Annotated in this window: 17 protein-coding genes; 11 read left to right on the forward strand and 6 right to left on the reverse strand. The window is 59.1% G+C overall.

All coding sequences use genetic code 11. The annotated features are described in order from the left end of the window. Positions 1-262: 262 nt before the first annotated feature. Positions 263-1,081 (forward strand): chemotaxis protein CheW, encoded by an 819-nt coding sequence (locus VGL38_14165; protein ID HEY3296571.1) that lies wholly within the window; start codon positions 263-265, stop codon positions 1,079-1,081. A gap of 73 nt (positions 1,082-1,154) precedes the next feature. Here VGL38_14165 and rsgA read toward each other — a convergent pair whose 3' ends face one another. Next, positions 1,155-2,066 (reverse strand): ribosome small subunit-dependent GTPase A, encoded by a 912-nt coding sequence (gene rsgA, locus VGL38_14170; protein ID HEY3296572.1) that lies wholly within the window; start codon positions 2,064-2,066, stop codon positions 1,155-1,157. After that, on the reverse strand, positions 2,063-3,121 hold the full coding sequence (locus VGL38_14175; GenBank protein ID HEY3296573.1) for a hypothetical protein: 1,059 nt from the start codon (positions 3,119-3,121) through the stop codon (positions 2,063-2,065). The genes rsgA and VGL38_14175 overlap by 4 nt, the downstream gene beginning before the upstream one ends. Before the next feature lie 223 nt (positions 3,122-3,344). Between VGL38_14175 and VGL38_14180 the strand changes: the two genes are divergently transcribed. From VGL38_14180 to VGL38_14195, 4 genes are all read left to right on the forward strand, one after another. Then, positions 3,345-4,511: a hypothetical protein gene (locus tag VGL38_14180; protein ID HEY3296574.1), complete on the forward strand. Its 1,167-nt coding sequence runs from the start codon at positions 3,345-3,347 to the stop codon at positions 4,509-4,511. Positions 4,512-4,762: 251 nt separating this feature from the next. Continuing rightward, a complete protein-coding gene (locus tag VGL38_14185; GenBank protein HEY3296575.1) occupies positions 4,763-6,508 on the forward strand; it encodes an ATP-binding protein in 1,746 nt (581 codons plus the stop codon). 71 nt (positions 6,509-6,579) lie between these two features. Then, positions 6,580-7,641 carry a methylated-DNA--[protein]-cysteine S-methyltransferase gene (locus tag VGL38_14190; GenBank protein HEY3296576.1) on the forward strand — a complete coding sequence of 354 codons (1,062 nt, stop codon included), beginning with the start codon at positions 6,580-6,582 and terminating at the stop codon, positions 7,639-7,641. Then, the gene (locus VGL38_14195; GenBank protein HEY3296577.1) at positions 7,638-8,564 is read left to right on the forward strand and encodes a DMT family transporter; all 927 of its coding nucleotides are present in this window, start codon (positions 7,638-7,640) and stop codon (positions 8,562-8,564) included. Before VGL38_14190 ends, VGL38_14195 begins: the two co-directional genes overlap by 4 nt. 55 nt (positions 8,565-8,619) lie before the next feature. On the opposite strand, the gene VGL38_14200 is transcribed toward VGL38_14195, so the two are convergent. Further along, the gene (locus tag VGL38_14200) at positions 8,620-9,225 is read right to left on the reverse strand and encodes an HAD family hydrolase (GenBank protein HEY3296578.1); all 606 of its coding nucleotides are present in this window, start codon (positions 9,223-9,225) and stop codon (positions 8,620-8,622) included. Positions 9,226-9,546: 321 nt separating this feature from the next. Here VGL38_14200 and VGL38_14205 point away from each other — a divergent pair, with 321 nt between their 5' ends. The 6 genes from VGL38_14205 to VGL38_14230 all read left to right on the forward strand — a co-directional run bounded on the left by VGL38_14205 (position 9,547) and on the right by VGL38_14230 (position 16,524). Next, positions 9,547-10,689, forward strand: a complete 1,143-nt coding sequence (locus VGL38_14205) for an acyl-CoA dehydrogenase family protein (GenBank protein ID HEY3296579.1) — start codon at positions 9,547-9,549, stop codon at positions 10,687-10,689. Between the two features lie 3 nt (positions 10,690-10,692). Beyond that, positions 10,693-10,986, forward strand: coding sequence for a PGPGW domain-containing protein (locus tag VGL38_14210; GenBank protein ID HEY3296580.1), 294 nt, complete (start codon positions 10,693-10,695; stop codon positions 10,984-10,986). A gap of 250 nt (positions 10,987-11,236) precedes the next feature. Continuing rightward, positions 11,237-11,416, forward strand: a complete 180-nt coding sequence (locus VGL38_14215; GenBank protein HEY3296581.1) for a hypothetical protein — start codon at positions 11,237-11,239, stop codon at positions 11,414-11,416. Positions 11,417-12,123: 707 nt separating this feature from the next. Next, the gene (locus tag VGL38_14220; GenBank protein ID HEY3296582.1) at positions 12,124-13,359 is read left to right on the forward strand and encodes a hypothetical protein; all 1,236 of its coding nucleotides are present in this window, start codon (positions 12,124-12,126) and stop codon (positions 13,357-13,359) included. Between the two features lie 550 nt (positions 13,360-13,909). Beyond that, on the forward strand, positions 13,910-14,602 hold the full coding sequence (locus VGL38_14225) for a hypothetical protein (protein HEY3296583.1): 693 nt from the start codon (positions 13,910-13,912) through the stop codon (positions 14,600-14,602). A gap of 590 nt (positions 14,603-15,192) precedes the next feature. Beyond that, positions 15,193-16,524, forward strand: a complete 1,332-nt coding sequence (locus tag VGL38_14230) for a hypothetical protein (protein ID HEY3296584.1) — start codon at positions 15,193-15,195, stop codon at positions 16,522-16,524. Positions 16,525-16,703: 179 nt separating this feature from the next. Here VGL38_14230 and VGL38_14235 read toward each other — a convergent pair whose 3' ends face one another. The 3 genes from VGL38_14235 to VGL38_14245 all read right to left on the reverse strand — a co-directional run bounded on the left by VGL38_14235 (position 16,704) and on the right by VGL38_14245 (position 20,608). Continuing rightward, positions 16,704-17,414 (reverse strand): porin family protein, encoded by a 711-nt coding sequence (locus VGL38_14235; GenBank protein ID HEY3296585.1) that lies wholly within the window; start codon positions 17,412-17,414, stop codon positions 16,704-16,706. A gap of 469 nt (positions 17,415-17,883) precedes the next feature. Next, complete coding sequence (locus tag VGL38_14240; protein HEY3296586.1) at positions 17,884-18,915, reverse strand: cytochrome c3 family protein; 1,032 nt, start codon at positions 18,913-18,915, stop codon at positions 17,884-17,886. A gap of 277 nt (positions 18,916-19,192) precedes the next feature. After that, positions 19,193-20,608 (reverse strand): pyridoxal-phosphate dependent enzyme, encoded by a 1,416-nt coding sequence (locus tag VGL38_14245; protein ID HEY3296587.1) that lies wholly within the window; start codon positions 20,606-20,608, stop codon positions 19,193-19,195. Between the last annotated feature and the right edge of the window lie 277 nt (positions 20,609-20,885).

Below are 20,885 nucleotides of genomic sequence, written 5' to 3' on the forward strand. Positions count from 1 at the left end.
GCACAATTCGTCAGGAGGAGAAGCTGTTTCACAGATTGGGGTGGCAATCTGGCATACCGTTTGCGTACATATCTATCTGAAAGTCATGTAGTTGCAGCGCGCCGTACGTCCTGCATATTTTGCATTCTTGATAACTGTAGTTATGAATCGGTAGCCCTGTTGATTGGCTGCTGCTCGCGCACCTCGCCGCCGGAAAAGACTCTCCTATGTCGTGCTCGACAGAATTGGATCGGCAGATCTCAATTTCACATAGGACAACGTCATGAGTACAGAAACTCAATGGGTGACCTTCCGGGTCGCCAGGGAAACGTTCGCGTTCGCCGTGCAGCATGTGAAGGAGATGCTGCGCTTGCCTGAAGTACACGCCGTACCTCAGGCGTCGCCGGATAATCTGGGAGTGATCCTTTTGCGCTCCGAAGTGATTCCGGTTTTTGATCTGCGGCGGAAGTTTGGACTGCAGTCCCTGACGGACACGGCGGACGAACTGGTCACCCTGTTGCGCGCGCGGTTACAGGACCATGAGAATTGGCTGGCGGAGTTGCGGCGCAGCATCGCGGAACAGCGCGAGTTTTCGCTGACCACCGATCCACACAAATGCAAGTTCGGAATGTGGTATGACACCTTCGAGACCGATGATCCGTGGCTGGCCAGGCTGCTGCGGAGATTCGATGAGCCTCACCGCCGGATCCACCAGGTGGGGGAAGCGGTTTTGGCCTTTCAGCACGCCCAACAGTACGACAAGGCACACGAGGCCGCCCGTTCTACGGCAGGGCTTTTTCTGGCCGATTTGAAGCGACTCTTCGGTGAAACGATCAATCACATCACCGAGCAGAGCCGGCCAAGCCTGATGGTGGTGGCTACGTCGAGCGCGACGCTCGGTGTTGCCGTGGACGAAATTCAGGCGGTAGTGCGCTGCCATGCGGAAGAGATTCAGCCGCCCGACTCGATTCCCGGGAGCGAAGACTTCGGCGGGCTGGTGGGCCTGTTGCCGATCAAAGGCTCACAGAAATTTGTAATGCTGCTCGACCCCGCGCAGCTCTATCCGCAGTTGGCGAATCCGCTGCCGGAGGTGATTCCGTAATACGCTAAGGATTGGTTAACCAAAAAGCAAGATGAACAGGATGCCGGAAGCTCTGCTTTTGGCTTTTTGGTTTTTAGGTGAGTTCTTCCAGCAGCCGGTAGTAAGATTTTAGGCGCACGGCGGCCAGATTGCCACTCTCGGTGGCGGCGCGCACGGCACAGTCCGGCTCGCTCAGGTGGCGGCAATTGCGGAAACGGCAGTCCGGCGCAAAGCGGGCAATGTCGGGAAACAGGTCTTCGAGGTTGTCCCGGTTGATGCCGTACGGCACAAAACTTTTCATTCCGGCCGTATCGATTACCGCCGCCTGCTCGCCGTAAGGGACCAGCAGTGCGGCGGTTGTGGTATGGGTGCCTTTGCCTGACCAGGAGCTGACCTCGCGCACGCGCAGTTCCAGTCCCGGAATCAGCCGGTTCAACAGAGAACTCTTCCCCACTCCCGAATTGCCCACCAGCGCGCTGATTCCGCCGGTGAGTTGCGCCGCCACGACATCCGCACCTTCTCCGGTATGATTGCTGAGGGCAAAGACGGTCAGATCGAAGGCCTGGTAGGTCTGGCGGAGTTCCTGCGCGCGCTGGCTGTCGGAGTCCAGATCGGTTTTGGTGAGCACGAGGATCGGCGGCACGCCACCCCGCAGCGCGGCCACCAGAAAACGGTCGATCGCCGCGGCCTTGGTTTCGGGCTGCGAGAGGGACGCCACAATCAGCACGCGGTCCACATTGGCAAACAGCACCTGCCGTTCCTTGCGCAAGCCTTCGCGCACGAATTCATTGCGGCGCGGCAAGACCGTTTCCACCATCCAATGGCCATGATGCGGTTCGGTCCGCACCAGATCGCCAACCACCACTTCCCCGCCCTCTTCTCCTTCAAACAGTCTGCCGCGCGCGATGGCGTCCACCCGGGAGCCGTCCTGCAGATCCAGCCGGCAACGTTTCCCCGCCACGGTAATCACACGCGCATTTGCTTCAGAAGGAAAAGAAAGAGTCACTGGACCTCGTAGACTTTGATCGCGGCAGAGTGGGCGTCTTTTTTGGGGACGGCCACATATAATTTCCCGAGTTCGGGTACAAACAGGCAGGTGCGTCCGCCGGGAGCGGTCATCACCCGTGGGAGTTCTTCGTAGGTGTTGGCATCCTGCTGGGCAAAGACACTGACATATCCCGCGCCGCCGGACACATAGACCCGCTTGCGCGCCGCATCATAGAACACATCGTCGGCATCCCCGGCGCAGGGCAGCGTGGCGACAAAGATTCCCCGGCCTATGTCCATCACCAGCAGCGCGGCGGGTGCCCGGCAGCCGGCAAACAGGCGGTGATTGGCCTCGTCAATGGCCATCGGATAGTTTTCGACCACTTCACCCAGCGGACTGGCCAGCGGCGCCTGCGCTGTAGAACGGTCCGCTACGACAATCTGCTGGGCATCGGGCACATTGACAAAGATCCGCGGACCCGCCGTTTCCAGTTGAAAAGACTCGGGATGGCCGTTGAGCAGAATTCGCTTTGTCGAATCGGCAACGCCAGTTACGGGATCAAACACTCCCAGCGCGCCTTCGCCGTAGCCTACATACACTTTGCCTGCGGCGGAGTCAAAGCGCATATTGTCCGCATCCAGATCGAACTTGAGGGTATGCAGCGGCGTATAACTGCTGCCATCAAAGACCCGGCAGGTGCCGTCCGCCGCGCAGGATACCACCAGCAGATTCTGCTGCGGCAGATACAAGATTCCCTGTGGCTGGCGCAGACCTTTGATGGTGTGCAGCCGCTCGCCGTTTTTCAGACTGACGACTTCGACGCTGTTATTGCCCAGTGCGGCCACAAACAACCGTCCGCCCTTTACATCGGCGGCCAGATGGTCAATCCGTCCTTCCACGCCGCCGAGGGGAAATTCCCCGGCAGACTTGAAGGGTGCCTTGGGCGCGGGCTTGGTCACAACGGTGTTATCACTGGCCATCCAAGCCACAAAGACCAAGACCACAATTACCATCACTAACGCGTAGACCTTGCGCATGGTCTGCTCCCTGCCACTCCGTAACTTGGAACCCAAGGTTCTTCTTCCTCCGCCGGGTGCTGCCGTCTATCCAGAGAACTCGCCGAAAGGCGCACAGTTTCGGGGGCAAGTCCTTCAGGTGTGGAAAACATGCCCGGTTTTGGAGAATATACATGCATCTTTCCACAAAATCAACTTGTTAAGGTAGGACGTTGCCCCGCTTTCCGGAAAATGTTATATTAGAGGTCTAATTGGAAATACTTTTAAGTCAGGAATAATCATGCCCGACTACCCATCTCCCTTCGCTAAACCTTTTAAAGACCTTCGGGTCAAAGACTACAACACCCAAGTGCCGAGGCCCAATGCCGAGGAGGTGGCTCGCTTTCCCGAAGCGGCGCGCGCCCTTCTGGAACGCATTGCCATTCAACAGGAACTCTTTTATACCGGAACCGAATACAAGCTCGACTGGATCAAGGGCCACCACTTTCTGCTGGCGGGAGCCACCGGACCGGGTCTGGGGGGAGCCATCGAAAGCGCTGTGCGGCATTTCACCCATGACAGCGGCAGCATTACCGTGCTGGCGCGGGATCTGTCGAAATCTGTTGGCTATGAAATGGGCCGCCAGATGATCGAACGCGCCGAGCAGGCCGGGTTCGACAAACGCTACCACATGATGAACGAGGGCATGAGCGTGGACGGGCCGGTGTTCGAGAAGACCGTGGCCGCACTGAAGGAAGCCGGAGCCAAGGAAGTAATCTATGTCAATTCCGTGGCGGCGGCCATGTCGGGAATTCTGCCCGGCTATCCTCCGATTTATGTGAAGGACGTAGATGCTGAAGGGTTATTTCAGTGGCGGCTGCCCGCGCTTTCAGAGCAGGCGATAGAGTCTACCCGCACGGTGATGGGCAAGCTGGCAGTGGCGTTTCCGCGCGCGCTCGAAGCGGCGGGGTTCAAGGTCACCGTCACCTGTTACATCGACTGGCGCGGCAGCCTCGATGTTTTGAGCCGTGATCCGTCCAGCAATGCCTATGGCCGCCAAGGGCCGTATTCGACCAGTCTGTATCTTCCCAAGGAATATTTGCAGGCGGACACCATCAAGGCGTATGGCCGGGGGCGCGTGATACTGGATTGCTTCCTGCCAGTGATGCGCACGCGGGCCATCAGTTTTATTCCCGGCGCGACGCCGCAGTGGTATCTGATCTCCCGTCTCATGGATCTGTCCGGTGTCCGCCGTCGCGATGTGCCGGAACTGGCGCTGGGCGTGCTTGATCAGATTGGCAAGGCGCTGGCGGGAGGGCCGTACAATCCCTTCCCGCGGCTGGATGACCATGAGTCTCCTCTCGATGAATGGTACCGTCAGGTCGTCCTGCGGTTGAACAACGAAGAGGACAGCGAGTTTTTCTATAAGAATTGGATCAAGATGGACGAGAATTCGACGCGTTCATAGCGTATCAATTTATCATAACGTTCGTCCTATTTCGATCTCTCCGCCTGAGAACCCGGGAGCCTGCGCCATAAGCAGAAAGTACAACTAACGATACCTGCCTCCATCAATTCCGCCGCGCAGGAAAAAACCTTCCTGTGCGGCGGAAGCATTTCTTTGCCGGAGCCTGCTCCGGACTACCTGAACGCATCTCCCCTGTTTCTTCTTTCCCGGTTCGTGTAGTTTTTTGCGCCCCGGTTGTGGGCAAGGATGTGATGATGGTCTCTTATGGCAGCCACCGCTGGAGTATCAGCGGTACCAGTCCCAACGGTCTCGTTTTAGCCGGAGTCGGCATTACGTTGTTTCTGTTTGGGCTGGTGGTCTGGGAGGCCCTCACCGCATACGGTTCGTATCAGAGTATTTCCGAGGATCAGATCGCGCTGGAGCGGCTGGACACGGAGCTGACGCGGCTGGATGAGACGCTCAGCACATCGGCGCTTCTGTCCGTCGCGACGGACAATCCGGCCTGGAAGACGCGCTATGCCGCTGCTCAGTTGCAACTGGACAGTGTGCTGGCCGAGGCCGCTGCCGTGCTGGACACCTCGCAGAGCCGCGCGGAATTGTACAACATCCGTACGGCGCATACGCGGCGGGTGAACACCGAGACGCTGGCGATGGGGCTGGCTTTCAGCGGTGACCGGGTTTCTGCCGAAGACTTGCTGTCCAGCAATTTATATCTGGAATTGAAGCAGGCTTATGTGCAGAGCATTGGGACCGCCCTGCAGCGGCTGAATGACCGCGAAGAGAATAACGGCGACTCGCTGCGTAAGAAACTGCGGCTGATTGCACTGTTCACCGCCGGAGTGGTGGGCGTCGCGTGGCTGTCGATTGTCGGTGCGTTACAACTCAATTTCCGCAGGCGGCGCGCCGCGGAGTTGATTCTGCGGGAGAGCGAAGCGCGCTACCGGGGCGTGACGGAAGCCGCTTTCGATGATATTCTGCTTTCGGAAGACGGCATCCTGCTGGATTGCAGCGACAAGTTTGCGCGCATGTGCGGTTATGATCGCGCCGAACTGCGGGGCAGACCCACGGTGGAACTGGTGGCACTGGAAGACCGCGAGTTGGTGCGCAACGCGCAGAAGTCCGGTTATGAAAAGCCCTATGAGGCTCTCTGTCTGCGCAAGGATGGGACGCGTTTTCCGGTGGAGATCTGCGGCAAGACGGTCCCCTTTCACGGACGTCTTGCGCGTGTGACGGCGGTGCGCGACATCAGTGACCGCAAGCATGCCGAGGCCGAGCGTGAAGCCCTGATCCGCGACCTGAAGTGCAAGAATGAAGAGCTGGAGCGGTTCAGCTATACGGTGTCCCATGACCTGAAGAGCCCATTGATTACCATTAAGGGCTTTTTGAAGTGGATCGATCGCGACGCGGCGGCAGGCAACCGCGAGCGATTGCAGCAGAACCTCGAGCGCATCGGCGATGCGGTGGACAAGATGGAGCACTTCATGAATTCGCTGCTCGAATGGTCCCGCAACGGGCATCAGCCGCTAAAGCATGACCCGGTGCCGCTGGAAGATCTGGCACGGGAGGCAACGGGGCTGGTCAATGGCCGTATTGCGCAGCGCGGCGTGGCGGTGCAGATTGCGCCGGGGCTGCCGGTCGTCTATGGTGACCGCTCGCGGCTGCTGGAAGTGATTTTGAATTTGCTCGATAACGCGATCAAGTTCATGGGCAACCAGCCGCGGCCGCGCGTGGAAATCGGGATACGTCATGCAGGCACAGAGCCGGTGCTGTATGTCAAGGACAACGGCATTGGCATTGCGCCGCCGGATCAGACCCGGATCCTTGCCCTGTTCGAGAAGCTGGATCCACAGGCCGAAGGCTCGGGGGTCGGGCTGGCGCTGGTGAAGCGCATTGTCGAGCAGCATGGCGGCTCGCTGTGGATCGAATCCGATGGCCCCGGCAAAGGCAGCACGTTCTGTTTCCGGCTGTCGGGAGTGGCGGCGGGGCAGGCGGCGTAGAGTTTCCGGAATCAGAATTGGTTGTCGTATTTTCGGTTGCGGTTTGACGGGCGCGAGTGTATCTTTAGGGCATGAATACCACACTGATATCCCAAGATGTCCGGCTGAAGGCCTTTTACGAACGCGATCCGGCGTTTGCGGGGCTGTTTTTTGTCGGCGTCAAAACCACGGGGATCTTCTGCCGGGTGGGCTGTCCGGCGCGCGCGCCCAAGCCGGAGAATATCTCCTTTTATGAGACGGTCAAAGAGGCGTTGGATGCGGGGTTCCGGCCTTGCAAGGTGTGCAAGCCGCTGGAGAGCGTCGGGGAGACTCCCGAAGAGTTCCGGCAGCTCTTGGACGAGATCCACGCCACGCCGGGGCTGCGGCTGCGCAACAGCGACCTTGAACAGCGCGGCATTCAACCCGATGCTTTGCGCCGCTGGTTCAAGAAGCAGCACGGGATTACCTTTCAAGCCTATCAGCGGTATGTGAAGATCGGCAAGGCCCTTGAAGGCCTGAAGGCGGGGCAGAGCGTCACCACGGTCGCGCTTGAAAGCTACGATTCCTTAAGCGGCTTTCAGGAGTCCTTTAAGAACGCGATGGGGCTGTCACCTTCGGCCAGCGTGGACAAGGCGGTGATTTACATCACGCGGCTTTCCACACCTTTGGGGCTGATGATGGCGGGGGCGGTGCAGAATGAACTTTGCCTGCTGGAGTTTTGCGACCGCCGGATGCTGCCATCGGAATTGGATCAGCTTCAGAAGCTCTGCAACGGCAGTGTGATGACCGCCCACTGTCCGCTGTTCGATGAGTTGCAGAAGCAGCTCGATGAGTATTTTGCCGGGCAGCGCAAGGAGTTTGCCTTGCCGCTGCATCTGGCGGGGACAGCATTTCAAAAGGCCGTGTGGCAGGCGCTGGTGACCATCCCTTACGGGAGCACCTGTTCTTACCTCGAGCAGGCGCGCAAGCTCAGCCGTCCCGAGGCCGTGCGGGCAGTAGCTCACGCCAACGGGATGAACCGGATGGCGATTGTCATTCCCTGCCACCGGGTCATCGGCGGAGATGGCACGCTGACAGGTTATGGCGGCGGTCTGGACCGCAAACGCTGGCTGCTGGAGCATGAAGCCCGCTACACACGCGAGGGCTTCCTGTGAGCCGCTGGAAGCCGTGGGGCGCATTTTTGTTTTTAGGGCTTCTCGGTTGGGGAACGTCCTTTTTGTGGATCAAGGTGGCGCTCGAAGAGATCGGGCCGCTCACCACTGTTGCTTACCGCATGATCTTCGGCACGGCGGCAGCGTGGCTGCTGACGCTGATCCAAAAAGAGCCGTTCACCGTCCGAGGCCGGAATCTGGTGTATACGCTGGCGCTGGGGGTGGTCAATACGGCGATTCCCTTTACCCTCATCACGTGGGCGGAAACGCGGATCGATTCGGGCCTGGCGGGGATTCTGAACGGCACCATGCCGTTGTTTACGATTTCGGTGGCGCATTTCTTTTTGCCGGATGACCGTTTCAGCCTGTCCAAGGCTACGGGGCTGGCGGCAGGATTTGTGGGACTGGTTCTGCTGGTGAGCCGCGACATCGGACCACAGGCGCTGACAGGCAGCCTCATCGGACAGCTTGCCGTCATTGTGGCCGCGATCTGCTATGCGGCGGCCAATGTGTTTACCCGGCTGAAGCTGAAGGGCCAGCATCCGATCCACACCACGGCGGTATCGCTGACGTCGTCGCTGGTCGTGATGTGGCTTCTGGCGCCGCTCATGGAAGCGCCGATGAAGCTGCCGCATTTGCCGATGACATGGCTGGCCTGTGCATGGATGGGTGTGATGGGCTCGGCGCTGGCCTATCAGGCTTATTTTTATCTGATCAACACATGGGGATCGACGCGCGCCGCCGCCGTGACGTACATTTTCCCGGTGTGGGCGGTGATTCTCGGCGTGCTGTTTTTGGGCGAGCGCCCGAGTTGGCAGCTCTTTTTGGGTGGCGGATTGGTGATTGCGGGAATTGTGCTGGTGAATAAAGTCCAAAATTCTGAAAAACAAAAAATCCAAAAGTTAAGAACGAAGACTGCTGGATAAGCAAAGCGCCTCGCAAATGCGGGGCGCTTTTGTTTCGATAGTTCAGGATTTCTGATCAGATCTTCAGCATTCTGTCGGGCCATTTCCAGCCGTGGAAAATTCGCGCATCGATTCCTACTGATCTGGCGACGGCTACATTGGGCTCCAGATCATCGTAGAAGAGAATTTCTTCCGGTTTGCAGGCGGCAGCCGTAATGATCTGCGCAAAGGCTTCCGGTTCGGATTTCATGTGGCCGCACACGTACGAGGCGAACGTCCGTTCAAACTGGTACAGAAAGGGAAAGCGGCGCAGCGCGTATTTGAGATGGGTGGGGTTGGTGTCGGTGAGCATCCACAGCGTTGCCTTTTGTCTCAGCACCTCAACGGCCTGCTCCGCGCCCTGCGTTATGGTAAAGACGTCATTCCACGCGTCCATCACAAACGGCGTGGCCTCCTCCCGGCACCCCAGCCACTGCACCATTTCCGCAAAGAAATCCGCTTCGGTAATCTGTCCGCGTTCAAAGGCGGCCTTGAGTTCTCCCCGCGCATAGCGGGCGAGAATTTCTTCGGCGCTGCGATGCGGTGCAATCCGCGACAGCCGCTCGGCAAAGCGTTCGGGACGGTAATCGAGGAGGACATTGCCGAGGTCCAAAACAATTAAGTGACGGGAATCGGGGTTCATGAGATGCGATGAAGTTGTGATGTGAAGTGCGCAATATAGCCGGGACAGACGGCATTGTCAACCGGCAGGCGTGACGCCTGCACCCGGGGCCGCCTACCGGCGGGGGGACAGCGCGGAAGACCGCGCGGTCCCAAGATATGATTGATCGCGTGCTCCCTCAAACCTCTGTTTTCCGCGTTATGTGACCGACATTGTCTTATTTCAAGTCTTCCGTTTTCAGTTTCAAGGCATCCCAAAGCGGCTCCCTCTTGACTTTTCGCTCCGCTATACCTACATTTCCTTTTTGCCCTACTCTAACCACTGCGAGAGAACCCGCCCATGATGGATTACTTTCTTACCGAGGACCAGACCGCCTTCCGTGACCTTGTTCGCCAGATTGCCGAAGAGACCGTTAAGCCTGTCCGCGCCAAGCACGACCGCGACGGAACATTTCCCTGGGACGTCGTGAAAGTCTTTGCCGACGCCGGCTTTTTCAGTGTCGTGGTGCCCGAAGAGTACGGCGGGATGGGCTTGGGCGTGTTCGAACTGGCGATTATGACCGAGGAACTCTCCAAGGTGTGCGGCGGCATCAGTCTGTCGGTGGCGGCGTCCGCACTGGGCACGTTCCCGATTCTGATTTCCGGTACCGAAGCGCAGAAGAAGAAATATCTGCCCAAGCTGGCGTCCGGCCAGTGGCTGGCGGCCTTCGGTTTGACCGAACCTGCCGCAGGCAGCGACGCCGGTTCGATGAAGACCCGCGCCGAGAAGAAGGGCAACGAGTATATTCTGAATGGCAGCAAGGTGTTTATCACCAACGGCGGCGTGGCCAACTGCGTCACCGTGATTGCCGTTACCGATCCGACCAAGGGTGCGCGCGGCACGTCGGCCTTTATCGTGGAGAAGGATTTTCCGGGCTTCAAGGTCGGTAAAGAAGAAGATAAGATGGGCATTCGCGCATCGTCCACCAATGAGATTATCTTCGAAGATTGCCACGTGCCTGCCGAGAACCTGCTCGGCAAAGAAGGCGAAGGCTTTATGGTGGCGATGAAGACGCTGGACAAGTCGCGTCCGGGCGTGGCCGCGCAGGCGCTGGGAATTGCGCAGGGCGCGTTTGACCTGGCCCTCGATTATGCGAAGTCCCGCGTACAGTTCGGCCATCCGATTTCCAGCCTGCAGGCGATTCAGTTCCTGCTGGCCGACATGGCAACGTCCATCGAATCGTCGCGCGCGCTGCTCTACATGGCCGCCAAGAATATCGATGCGGGTCTGAAAAACGTCGGCGACATTTCGGCAATGAGCAAGCTACTGGCTTCGGACGTGGCGATGAAGGTCACCACGGACGCGGTGCAGATTTTCGGCGGGTACGGCTACATGCGCGATTACCCGATCGAGAAGTTCATGCGTGACGCCAAGATCACGCAGATCTACGAAGGCACGAACCAGATCCAGCGCATGGTCATCGCCCGCAACATCATCCGGGGCTAAAGCTTGACCGAGCGGGAGCCTCAGCGCACGACACCGCAGAACACCTCGGCGCGGTTTAAGACGGCGCGACGCTGGGCACGCATCGTCATGGGGTTCACGGTGATTCTCATCGGCCTGGTGCTGTCCATTCCGGGGATTCCCGGTCCGGGTATTTTGATTATTGTCGGCGGACTCGCCATTCTGGCAACGGAATATGTCTGGGCGCGGCGCTATCTGAACCGCATCAAGGAAGGCGGCGACAAGCTCAGCGGCTTCTTCCGGAAGAAGAAGCCGCCCGATGACCCACATAAGCCATAGTCCGATCTACTGCGAAAGGGCGCACGTTGTGCGCCCTTTCTTGTTTATGCTACCCTATGAAAAGCGTTTGCTCCCGCTGACCGCACGGGAAATGCGCTATCTATAAGAAGTGAGTCCCTTTGCAGGGGAACCGCCTTGCGCAGTGGGTCGTTGTAAAAGAGCATTGACCATATCGTCAGCGACCGGAACACTTTGCTCACCCGGAAGATTCGCGGTTCGCGCGAGGATTATTCAAGAGGAGACCGACATTATGCCGACACGCATTACCCATCACGCCGTCTACGGATACGAAGGCAAATGGTTTATCCATTCCGACGGATCCGACCGCTGCCTGAATGTTTTTGGCACCGATCAGGAGACAGGCAAACAGGCTCGAGGGGGACCGAAGAGTCCGAAACCTTACGCTGTGCGAGACGGAAAGAACCAATAGGAAAAAGCGTGTGCGCCGCATCAAGCGGCGCACATTTTTTGTGGGGCAGAAGTGTGTGGGGGCAAACCTCTATCCTGCCTTTGACTGCGGCGGAGACCCCCATCCCCCCGGCCCCCTTTCCCCATGACATTGGGAAAGGGGGAGAAGAAACCCCCTTCTGATTCCCCCTTGTTCCAAGGGGGAAAGTGCAGAGTAAGACGCACTGCCGCTGCGAAGGCTTGGGATGCAGCGAAGCGCGGGGCAAGAGCGTATGAGAGGCATGCACGGCAATTCGCGGAGAATTCTTTGCGGCGTTGCATTGCGGCACGGCGCAGAGAGTCCCGATGCGGTGGACGGGGGTGTGGTGTGCCGCGCGAGCGAGCGCAAGTGAGGTTATGAAAGATCTTTCCTTGATGCGGCAATGCGTATCGGCACTTGCCACGCGCTGCGCGACGGCGTGGGCACGTCGTGCGATGACCCTGCAGCGGACGGCGGGAACCACGGAAAATTCGGGTCGGTTTTACAAGTGCATTCCATTTTGTTTATCAGGCGTGGCGGAGCCGGTCTCGCCGACAGTACGCGCCGCTGCAATCCCCCTTGGACAGTTCGCTGATGTCATTCACCGCGCGGGATTCGTGTCATGAGGCATAAGTCACGCCGTGCGAGTGCAGGTTTATTTGTCATACATGTTCGGGTATCATAATCTTTACCGTAAGAGGAAAACAATCATGGCAGCAGAAAAGCGCAGCACTGAAGAAGGCGGGAGCGAGGAAAGCACACAAAGTCAGGCCAGTGGCGGTGCATCCAAGAAGAGCGGCCGTTCCAAGGGTGGCAAAAAGTCTGCGGGCAGCAAACGTTCGACCACGGCATCGCGGACCCGTTCCGGCAGCAAAAGCGCCAGCAAGTCCAGTTCGTCCAGAGGCGGGACAACGGGGACTCGCGGCAAGACAGGGACAGGGAAGAGCACACGCAAGAGTTCAACGAAGAGCACGACGGGCCACAAGTCAGGCGCCACCGCGAGTAGCCGCGGCACATCCAGCACAACGTCTGCCCGCCGCACGGGCACATCCACCCGCAGCACGAGCACGTCGAGCCGCAACCGCACCAGCGGCAGCTCCAGCCAGGGCATGACCGGCGGCGGCAGCCGAGGCCGCGGTCAGGGAGGTTCGACCATGAGCCGACGAAGCAGCGAAGGCCAGGGAACGCAAGGCAGTTGGGGACAGCAGGGTTCGGGCCGCTCGGGAGGGCGGGAAGAAGAATACCGTGGACGCGGCGGCTGGGAGCAGGAAGAGGAGTACGGACGGGGACGTTCCTCGGGCCGTGGCGATTGGGAGCAGGAGGAAGGCCGTCACGGCATGAGCCGCTCCGAAGCGGGACGCATGGGTGGCATGCATTCGCATGATCGCGACGAGCGCGGCGGAAGCAGTGGTGGCGGCGGACGCGGTGGTTGGGAGCAGGAAGAAAACTACGGACGCGGACGCGCTTCGGGGCGCGGCGGGTACGAAGAAGAGCGCGGTAACAGCAGCCGTTCACGCGGTGGCTATGGTGGTTATGGTGACGAAGAGGGCCGCCCGGGGATGAGCCGCTCGGAAGCCGGACGCATGGGTGGCATGCATTCGCATGACCGCGACTATGAGCGCGGCGGAAGCAGCGGTGGTGGCGGTCGCGGCAACTGGAATGAAGAAGAGGAGTATGGACGCGGGCGCTCTTCAGGCCGCGGCAGTTACGGTGAAGAAGAGGAAGGTGGTTACAGCGGCCACAGCAGTTCCCGCAGCCGTGGTGGTTACGGCGGCGAAGAAGAGCAAAGCCGTGGCCATCACAGCGGTATGACCGGCAGCGGAAGCAGCCACACGGGCAGCCGGCAAGGTCACGCGCATGAACCGGGCCGTTCATCCCGGAGTCACGAGGAAGAGACGCGTGGACAGGGTCCTTCCCGTGGCGGTTCGCGCAACCGTAACCGGTAAACGGCGACCGGAAACACTGCCGTTATTCTGGATGCTTTCATCGCCCCGCTTATCGGCGGGGCGGTGTTGTATCCGGCAAGGTGAGTATGCCGTTCGGGAAAGTGCGCGTTGCCTCTCCAATTCTTCTTTTCGGTGCGGCACTCCTTCACACTCCCGCGCACTATGGCACGGCACGGTCCGGAGGCAGGAACCGTCCGAATCGCGCGGAGTTTCCAAGGAGTCTTGCGATTCGGTGTTCACTCACTGCCGCAGACTCTGCGGCGCGGCCTGTGAAGCAGAATCTGCGCCGCCATCATACGGTCCGCGGCACCGCGCTTCGTGCCGTGTTCTCCAATCCAAACGATCCTCTATTCTCTGGTCCGCGCGTGCTGTGTCGCGCTCTAACTCTACTCTTGACCGGGCGGATGTAGAGCTTTGTGATGCTCAAGCGGTTCATGGAATGCTCAGTGGACCGGTCTCCTATTCAAGAGTACTCTCGCTCAATTTATGCCGGTGGATATTATTACCACACGCAACGTCAGGACGATCTCGTAACCAAAGGAGAAGTATCATGACTCGACGAAGTGAAGGCGAAGATTACCGTAGCCACAGCAGGTACAACGAAGAAGAAGATTATGGCCGGGGACGCGGGGGTCGCGGCCGGTATGAGGAAGAAGAGTTTGAAGGCCACGGCCGGGGCGGGCGTGGCGGATACGGCGAGGAAGAGATTCGCGGGCGCGGCCGCGCGATGAACCGCGGTTTCGGCGGCGAGTACACCAGCAGCCGTAGCTATCGCGGCAATGTTGAAGATGATCGCCGGGGCTGGAATGCGGAGTATGAGCAGCGTGATGAACTGGGACGCTTCATGCCCGAGCACGGTACGCGGGGATACGGCGGCCGGAGACGGGATATTGAGATGGAACTCGAAGAACGCAGCGAGCGCGCTGAGCGCATGCCGCGCGATCAGTATGGCCAGTTCATTCCGGAAGAACAGGGATGGCACGGCCGGGGCCGTACACAGGGCAGATATGAGGAAGAAGGGCGCGGGTACAGCAGCCGCAGCCGGAGCGGATACGGCGAGCAGGAAGAGCACGGCAGCCGTTCGCGCGGCGGTTACGGTCATGAGGAAGAAGGGCGTCACGGGATGAGCCGCTCGGAAGCGGGACGTATCGGTGGCTATCACTCTCATGGCGAGCCTGCTCCCGGTGAGCGGGGTTATGGCCGCAGTTCTTCGGGCAACCGTTCGCGTGGGCGCAACCGCTGAGTGCGGTGTTGACAACCACGGTCAATGGAACACCGCCTCACCCGAATGTTCCGGTGCGGCGGTGTTCTCTTTCTGCGGGCAGGGTGATCGTTACCGCACGAGAATAGCGGATGCCTCGCGCCATGCACACACGGCACACAGAGGCGCTCATTCTCTCTTCGGCGTACTGTACCGCAACGCGCCCGTGAGGTGGGAACCGCTCTATCGGCGCGGCGTGTTTATAGTATGTCATGGCCGTCGTGTCGCTGCCGTCGTGCATCCGTGCCCCACGGTGTGATAAAGCGTGCCGCTGACAGAACAGACAGCGTTTCCGGCACCCCCATTTCCGGAAGCGGCACAGGTCACACCGGCGGTTTCTCATTTCCATCACGCGACATTTTCAACAGTAGTTTGTACGCACCTTGCCCTTGTTCTTAACGCAACATCGTTGGAGTGACGCGTGAAAGATGCCGGGGATTTTCTGTGCTTCTGCTGAGCTATCCGGCACGAAGTTCAGCGGTGAATTCCATCGCTCGGTGCGAATGAGGATATGCAGGATTCAATCGGACTGGAAAAGGTTATCTGACCAGCTAATCAAAGGAGTAGGAATCATGGCTCGACAGAATCGAAACGTCGGGAGCAGCAGCGGCCGTGGATTAAGTTCCAGCCGCAATTTGTATGGCAGTTCCGATATCGGCAGCAGCAGCAGCCGGGGACGCGGCCGCGGCTACGAATATGAAGAGGATATGGGATCGCACGGCAGCTATGGCGGCAGCTCTTCGGATGACTATACCAGTGGCAGCAGCCGTGGTCATCGCTCGGGCTCCTCGCAGTCCGGCAGCGGTTGGCAGGGCGGTTCCAGCGGCAGCTCCGGCTACGGCAGCAGCGGCGGCAGCACCCGTTCGCGCAGCGGCCAGTACGATCAGGATTATGAAAGCGGGCAGGGCGGCTACGGCAGCAGTTCCAGCCGGCACGGTAGCAGCAGCCAGGGCGGTTGGGGTGGCAGCAGCGGCAGCAGCCGGGGACGTGGCAACGTAGGACGCTACGACGAAGACATCGAGAGCGGGCAGGGTGGCTACGGTTCATCCTCCGGTCGCTACGGCAGCACCGGCCAGGGCAGCGGCGGTCAGAGCGGCTGGGGCGGAAGCAGTAGCAGCCGTGGACGCGGCGGCTCACAGTTTGATCAGGATTACGAAAGCGGCCAGGGTGGGGGCTACGGTGGCACCTCTTCTGGCCGCTACGGTTCAGGTGGCAGCGAGGGCTGGGGCAGCAGTGGCCGTGGCCGCAGCAGCATGGGCGGCGGCTATGGTCAGGATCATGAAAGCGGCCAGGGCGGCTACGGTGGATCATCCTCCAGCCGTTATGGTAGCTCCTCCTCCGGCTCGCGCGGGTATGGCAGTTCCAGCCGTGGTCGCAGCGGCAGCTATGATGAGGACATCGAAGGCGGACAGGGCGGCTGGAGCGGCTCTTCGGGCCGCAGCGGCAGCTACGGTGGCTCCTCTTCGAGTCGTTATGGCAGCACGTCCGGACGCGGCGGTGGCAGCTCGCAATACAATGAGGACTTCGAGAGCGGACAGGGTGGCCGAGGCAGCAGCCAAGGCCGTTATGGAAGCTCCTCGGGGCACTACGACAGCGATTATGAGAGCGGACACGGTGGCAGCAGCTACGGCGGCAGCCAGTCGGGCCGACACGGCAGTAATGTCGGCGGCGGCTACGGTGGCTCGAGCCAGGGCCGGTACGGCAGCTCCTCGCAGGGCGGTAATGAGTACGAAGGCGGCCAAGGCGGCCAAGGCGGTATGGGCGGCTACGGCGGCTCGTCCAATCGCTCCGGCGGCAGCTATGGTGGCAGCATGGGCGGAAGCTCCAGCGGCCGTGGCTACGGCTCGTCGCAGACCAGCGGCTGGAATCAGGGTAACGATAGCGACGAAGACGATTATCGCTGATTCACCTGAGGCCCGATCCGCAGAGATCGCGCCGGAGGCACGATAGATTGACCCTTCAGATCACGCAAATCTGAGAAGTAAGCCCCGCTTTTACGAGCGGGGCGAACTTTTTTCTGCCATGAGAAAGCCCGCGACAGATGGCCGCGGGCTTTCCTTATGCTGAACAGGGTACAGAATGATCAGTACCTGTTGTGCATGAAATTGAAATCATAACCGGCCATAATCAGCACGCCGTCGGAGTGCCGCTTGAGGCCGCTTCCCTGGCCGATCAGACCGGAGACATTATTGCTGCCGTTGTTGAACTTGTTGATCAGTCCCCAACTGTAGCGGCCATCGAGACTGAAAGCGCCGGCAGGCGTCGGAATCTTGAATCCTAATCCGGCATTGAGGCCGAAGTCACCATTTCTCCAGTTGGGAATGGTTCCCGACTGCGAGACATTGATGTTGGCCACGTTGCCGCTCAGGGTGTACTTATGGCTGAGATCAATACCGGCATAAGGACCAGCTTGAATAAACGGCACGAATTTCTGCGCCGCAAAGCGGTAGACAAGGAACGGGGCCAGACGAAGCTGATCCACCTTGTCTTTCTCGGTGATGCCGTTGGAAACAAATCTGCCGCCGGCTCTCACATACAGAAGATCCGTACGCAGGGACAGGCCCGTCGCCGGATTATTCATCGGCTGCCAGACGGAAAATTCATAGTTGACGCCAGCGGCGCCGCCGGTCTGGCTTTTCTTGGATATGTCAGCGCTGGGCGAGAGCCGTTCGCGCGCGATATTAATACCACCTCGGACGCCGAATGTCGGCAAGGGCAAGGTACTGGACTGGGCAAATACAGAGCCAACGGCAATGAAACCCAATGCACATAGGGCAGCCAAAGACCGTTTCATAAGAACACTTCCTTTAAAAGAGTAACCTAACCTGAATCACTATATCCCGGCTATGCCAAGTAAACCGCACAGCCGCCGTGGTTATGCGGCAATCATACTTTCCTTCTCTTCCATCGTACCCCGGAAACTCCTGCTAAAGAGTAGAGGTTCCCTGATTCTCGATCTGTATAAGTGCGCATAACTCTCGACAACTCGCGACAGATTTTGATATAGAGCGATCCACACAAGCTCCACCCAAAACAAAAGGCGCTCCTTGCGCCTTCTATGTCACCGCGAGCTAACGGCGAGGCTTCCAACTGCACCCTACACCACTGCCGCTTGTGGCTGAGCGAAACCCCGGACGGAGATCGGAAGAACAAACACAACAAAGCCCCACCGCACGGTTTTGTGCAGCAAGGCTCTTCTATCAAAAGCAGTGTGAGGTGCGCGCTGAAACATGACGGGACACTATCTGTTCATCGTCCCGCGTTCAGCGTTTCCCTTTGACCGGCAAGCTGTGCTTGGCCGCTGCGGTGTTGCTCAGGTGGCAGGAGATGCAGGACTGCGTGCCGCCATGGGTCTCGCCGTTGGTGTGGCACTTGCAGCAGAGCGAACGCTGGTCGGCAAAACCGAAGGGATTGGGAATGGGGAAGGAACCGGAAATCAATCCGTCCTGCTGCAGATAGGTCACATTGAAATCCCAGCGTCCTGCATAGGGTCCACTGGAGCCGTGGGAGCGATGGCAGGAGATGCAACTGATGCGGCTGGCAAGCGTGGGTCCGGTGGTGGCACTGATGGCGGCGGCAGGATCTTCAAAAGGCACGCTGGGCAAATAGGCCGTGGCCAGATTGCCACCCGTAGGATTGCTGCTACCGCCATACCCATTGTAGGCCATGGCGATGTCGCGGCCCAGCGTGATGTCCACCGGATGCTGAAAGGCACCGAGACTATTCTGATGGTACGTGCCGTGGCAGTTGGCGCACCAGGCTGTCATGCCGCTTAAATATGCGGCATGGTTGGTCGGCGATTCTGCACCGGAAACGATGCTGATGCCCTGCGCCTGCGGCGCGGGATTGACAAACTGGAAATCGCCCGCCTGAACATGTCCCTGCCCGTACAGCATCCGGTAGTTGGTATTGCCGTGCGGGTTGTGGCAACTGGTGCAGCCGAGGGCACTGGAGGGATACGTTCCTCCGGGCGCGGTCTGGTAGGAGGGATCCGGCGACGTGCCACGGGAATCGGAAATAATGCTGTGTCCCGCATGGCTGCCCATAATCGGGTTGGTCGCCCCGGCAGGACCGTCATTCAGATTTGCGGAGGAAAGATAGACGAAATTGCCGGCGCCCTTCTCGGCAGGCGGATGCAGCGGATCTGACCCCCACGCCGATCCCAAATCCGAGGCATGGCAGGACAGGCAGGCATCGGTGGCCGTGGCGAACTTCAGAAGCTGCGGCCCGGTCACTACCTGCGGCACACCGTTTTCACTGGCATGCATCGTGTGACAGGACGCGCAGTTAGCCACACCGGCTTCGTGGAAGGCAAGGGCCGGGGCGCAAACGCCAAAAAGCCAAAAGGCCAAAAAGCTGAAAGCATACCCCCATCCTAACCTTCCCGTCCCGCGATGAATCGGGAACCTACAGTAGGGGAAGGAAGCAGAACCCCCTTCTGCTTCCCCTTTTTTCAAAGGGGGAAGGGCCATCGGGTCTCCCCCCTTAGAATAAGGGGGGACTAAAGGGGGTCGCATTTCTGCTTTCAGTTTTCTGTTTTCCGTTTTGCGCACCATGCTCAGCCCTTAGCCTTTAGTTCTGCTCACCGCCTCCATTTAAGCCATTTTTTACGAGAAAGTCAATGAGATCGATCTTGGTGATAATGTCTGCCGGAGTGCTGTTCCTTGTCACAATCACCGCCTCATTGGGAGAACGGGTGAAGATTGCCGACACATCATCCAGCGGGGAGTCCTCGGATACCGTGGGAACGTCGTTGTGGATAATCGGGGCAATTTCCGAGCTGGGAAAGCCGATGCCGGAGAGCATGAAATTCAACAAATCGCGTTCTTCGATCAGCCCCAACACCTTGTTTTCTTCGATGACGGGAAGCTGGGAGATGCCATTGGACTTCATCCGGGCAATAACTTCATCCACATGCTCGGTCTTGTGCACGGCGATCAAGCCGTGGCGGTCGCGCTGATCGAGCAGGTCGCGCACGCGGCCCATGCGCGGACGGCTCTCGAGAAACTGATTGTCCCGCATCCATTCGTCGTTGTACATTTTAGACAAATAACGACTGCCACTATCGGGCATGACGGCGACAATCACCGAGCCTTTGGGTGCGCGCTGAGCTACTTGCAGAGCTGCAAACACCGCCCCGCCCGAGGAGCCGCCGATGAGCAGGCCTTCTTCCCGCGCCAGACGGCGCGCGGTGTTGAAGGCGTCGGCGTCACTGATGCGGATGATGTCATCGATCAGCGAGAAATCCATGTTGCCCACCAGCATATCCTCGCCGATTCCTTCGACCTTATAGACAAAACTCTCTCCGATCTGCCCGGTCTTCCAGTAGTTGTAGAACACGCTACCGTAGGGATCCACGCCAATGCACTTGATGGAGGGGTTCTTCTCCTTCAGGTATCTTGCCACACCGGAGAAGGTGCCGCCCGTGCCCAGACCTGCGACATAATAGTCGATCTTGCCTTCGGTCTGCTCCCAGATTTCCGGGCCGGTCAAGGTGTAGTGGGCTTCACTGTTGGCGGGGTTATGGTACTGGTTGACATAAAAGCTGCCGGGAAGCTCGCGGTGGATCCGCTTGGCGGTCTCATAGTAGCTCTGCGGGCTGTCCGGCGGCACGTTGGTGGGTGTCACCACCACCTTGGCGCCGAAGGCCTTGAGGCCATTCACCTTCTCCTGGCTCATCTTATCGGGCATGGTGAAGATACATTTGTAGCCTTTCACCGCGGAGACCATCGCAATGGCCGCGCCGGTATTGCCCGAGGTATTCTCGACAATCGTCCCGCCGGGCTTAAGTTCGCCCGAGCGCAGCGCGGCATCGAGAATCCGCATGGCGATCCGGTCCTTGATGGAGCCGCCCGGATTCAGGTATTCGGCTTTCACCCAGACTTCCGAGGGCATCCCCTGCGTGATCCGGTTCAGCCGGACCAGCGGCGTGTTGCCAATGGCTTCGAGGATGTTGGCCAGACGGCGTTTTTCTTTCGATGGTTCCATTCGTGATGACCCTTCATCATGTTATCGCAGCACAAAAAATAATCGCAGTTTCTTGACGGTCTTGTAGTCTATACTTCCTACCTTGAACTCCACAATGCCTCTCAATGGTTGCGCCCTTCTTAGCCTCGGCCCCTATTCCAGCGGCGCCGTGTCTCGAAAACACAAAACCCTTCACAGGCAGCAAAGGGTTTTAGCGAAGCATCTGTTTATCAAGCACTAACTCATAGACGCGCGCAAACGGCCCTTCACCTCGCGGAGGATAAGACAACAAAGACAA

The organism is bacterium, assembly GCA_036504735.1.
In the GTDB taxonomy this organism is placed as follows: domain Bacteria; phylum Electryoneota; class RPQS01; order RPQS01; family RPQS01; genus DASXUQ01.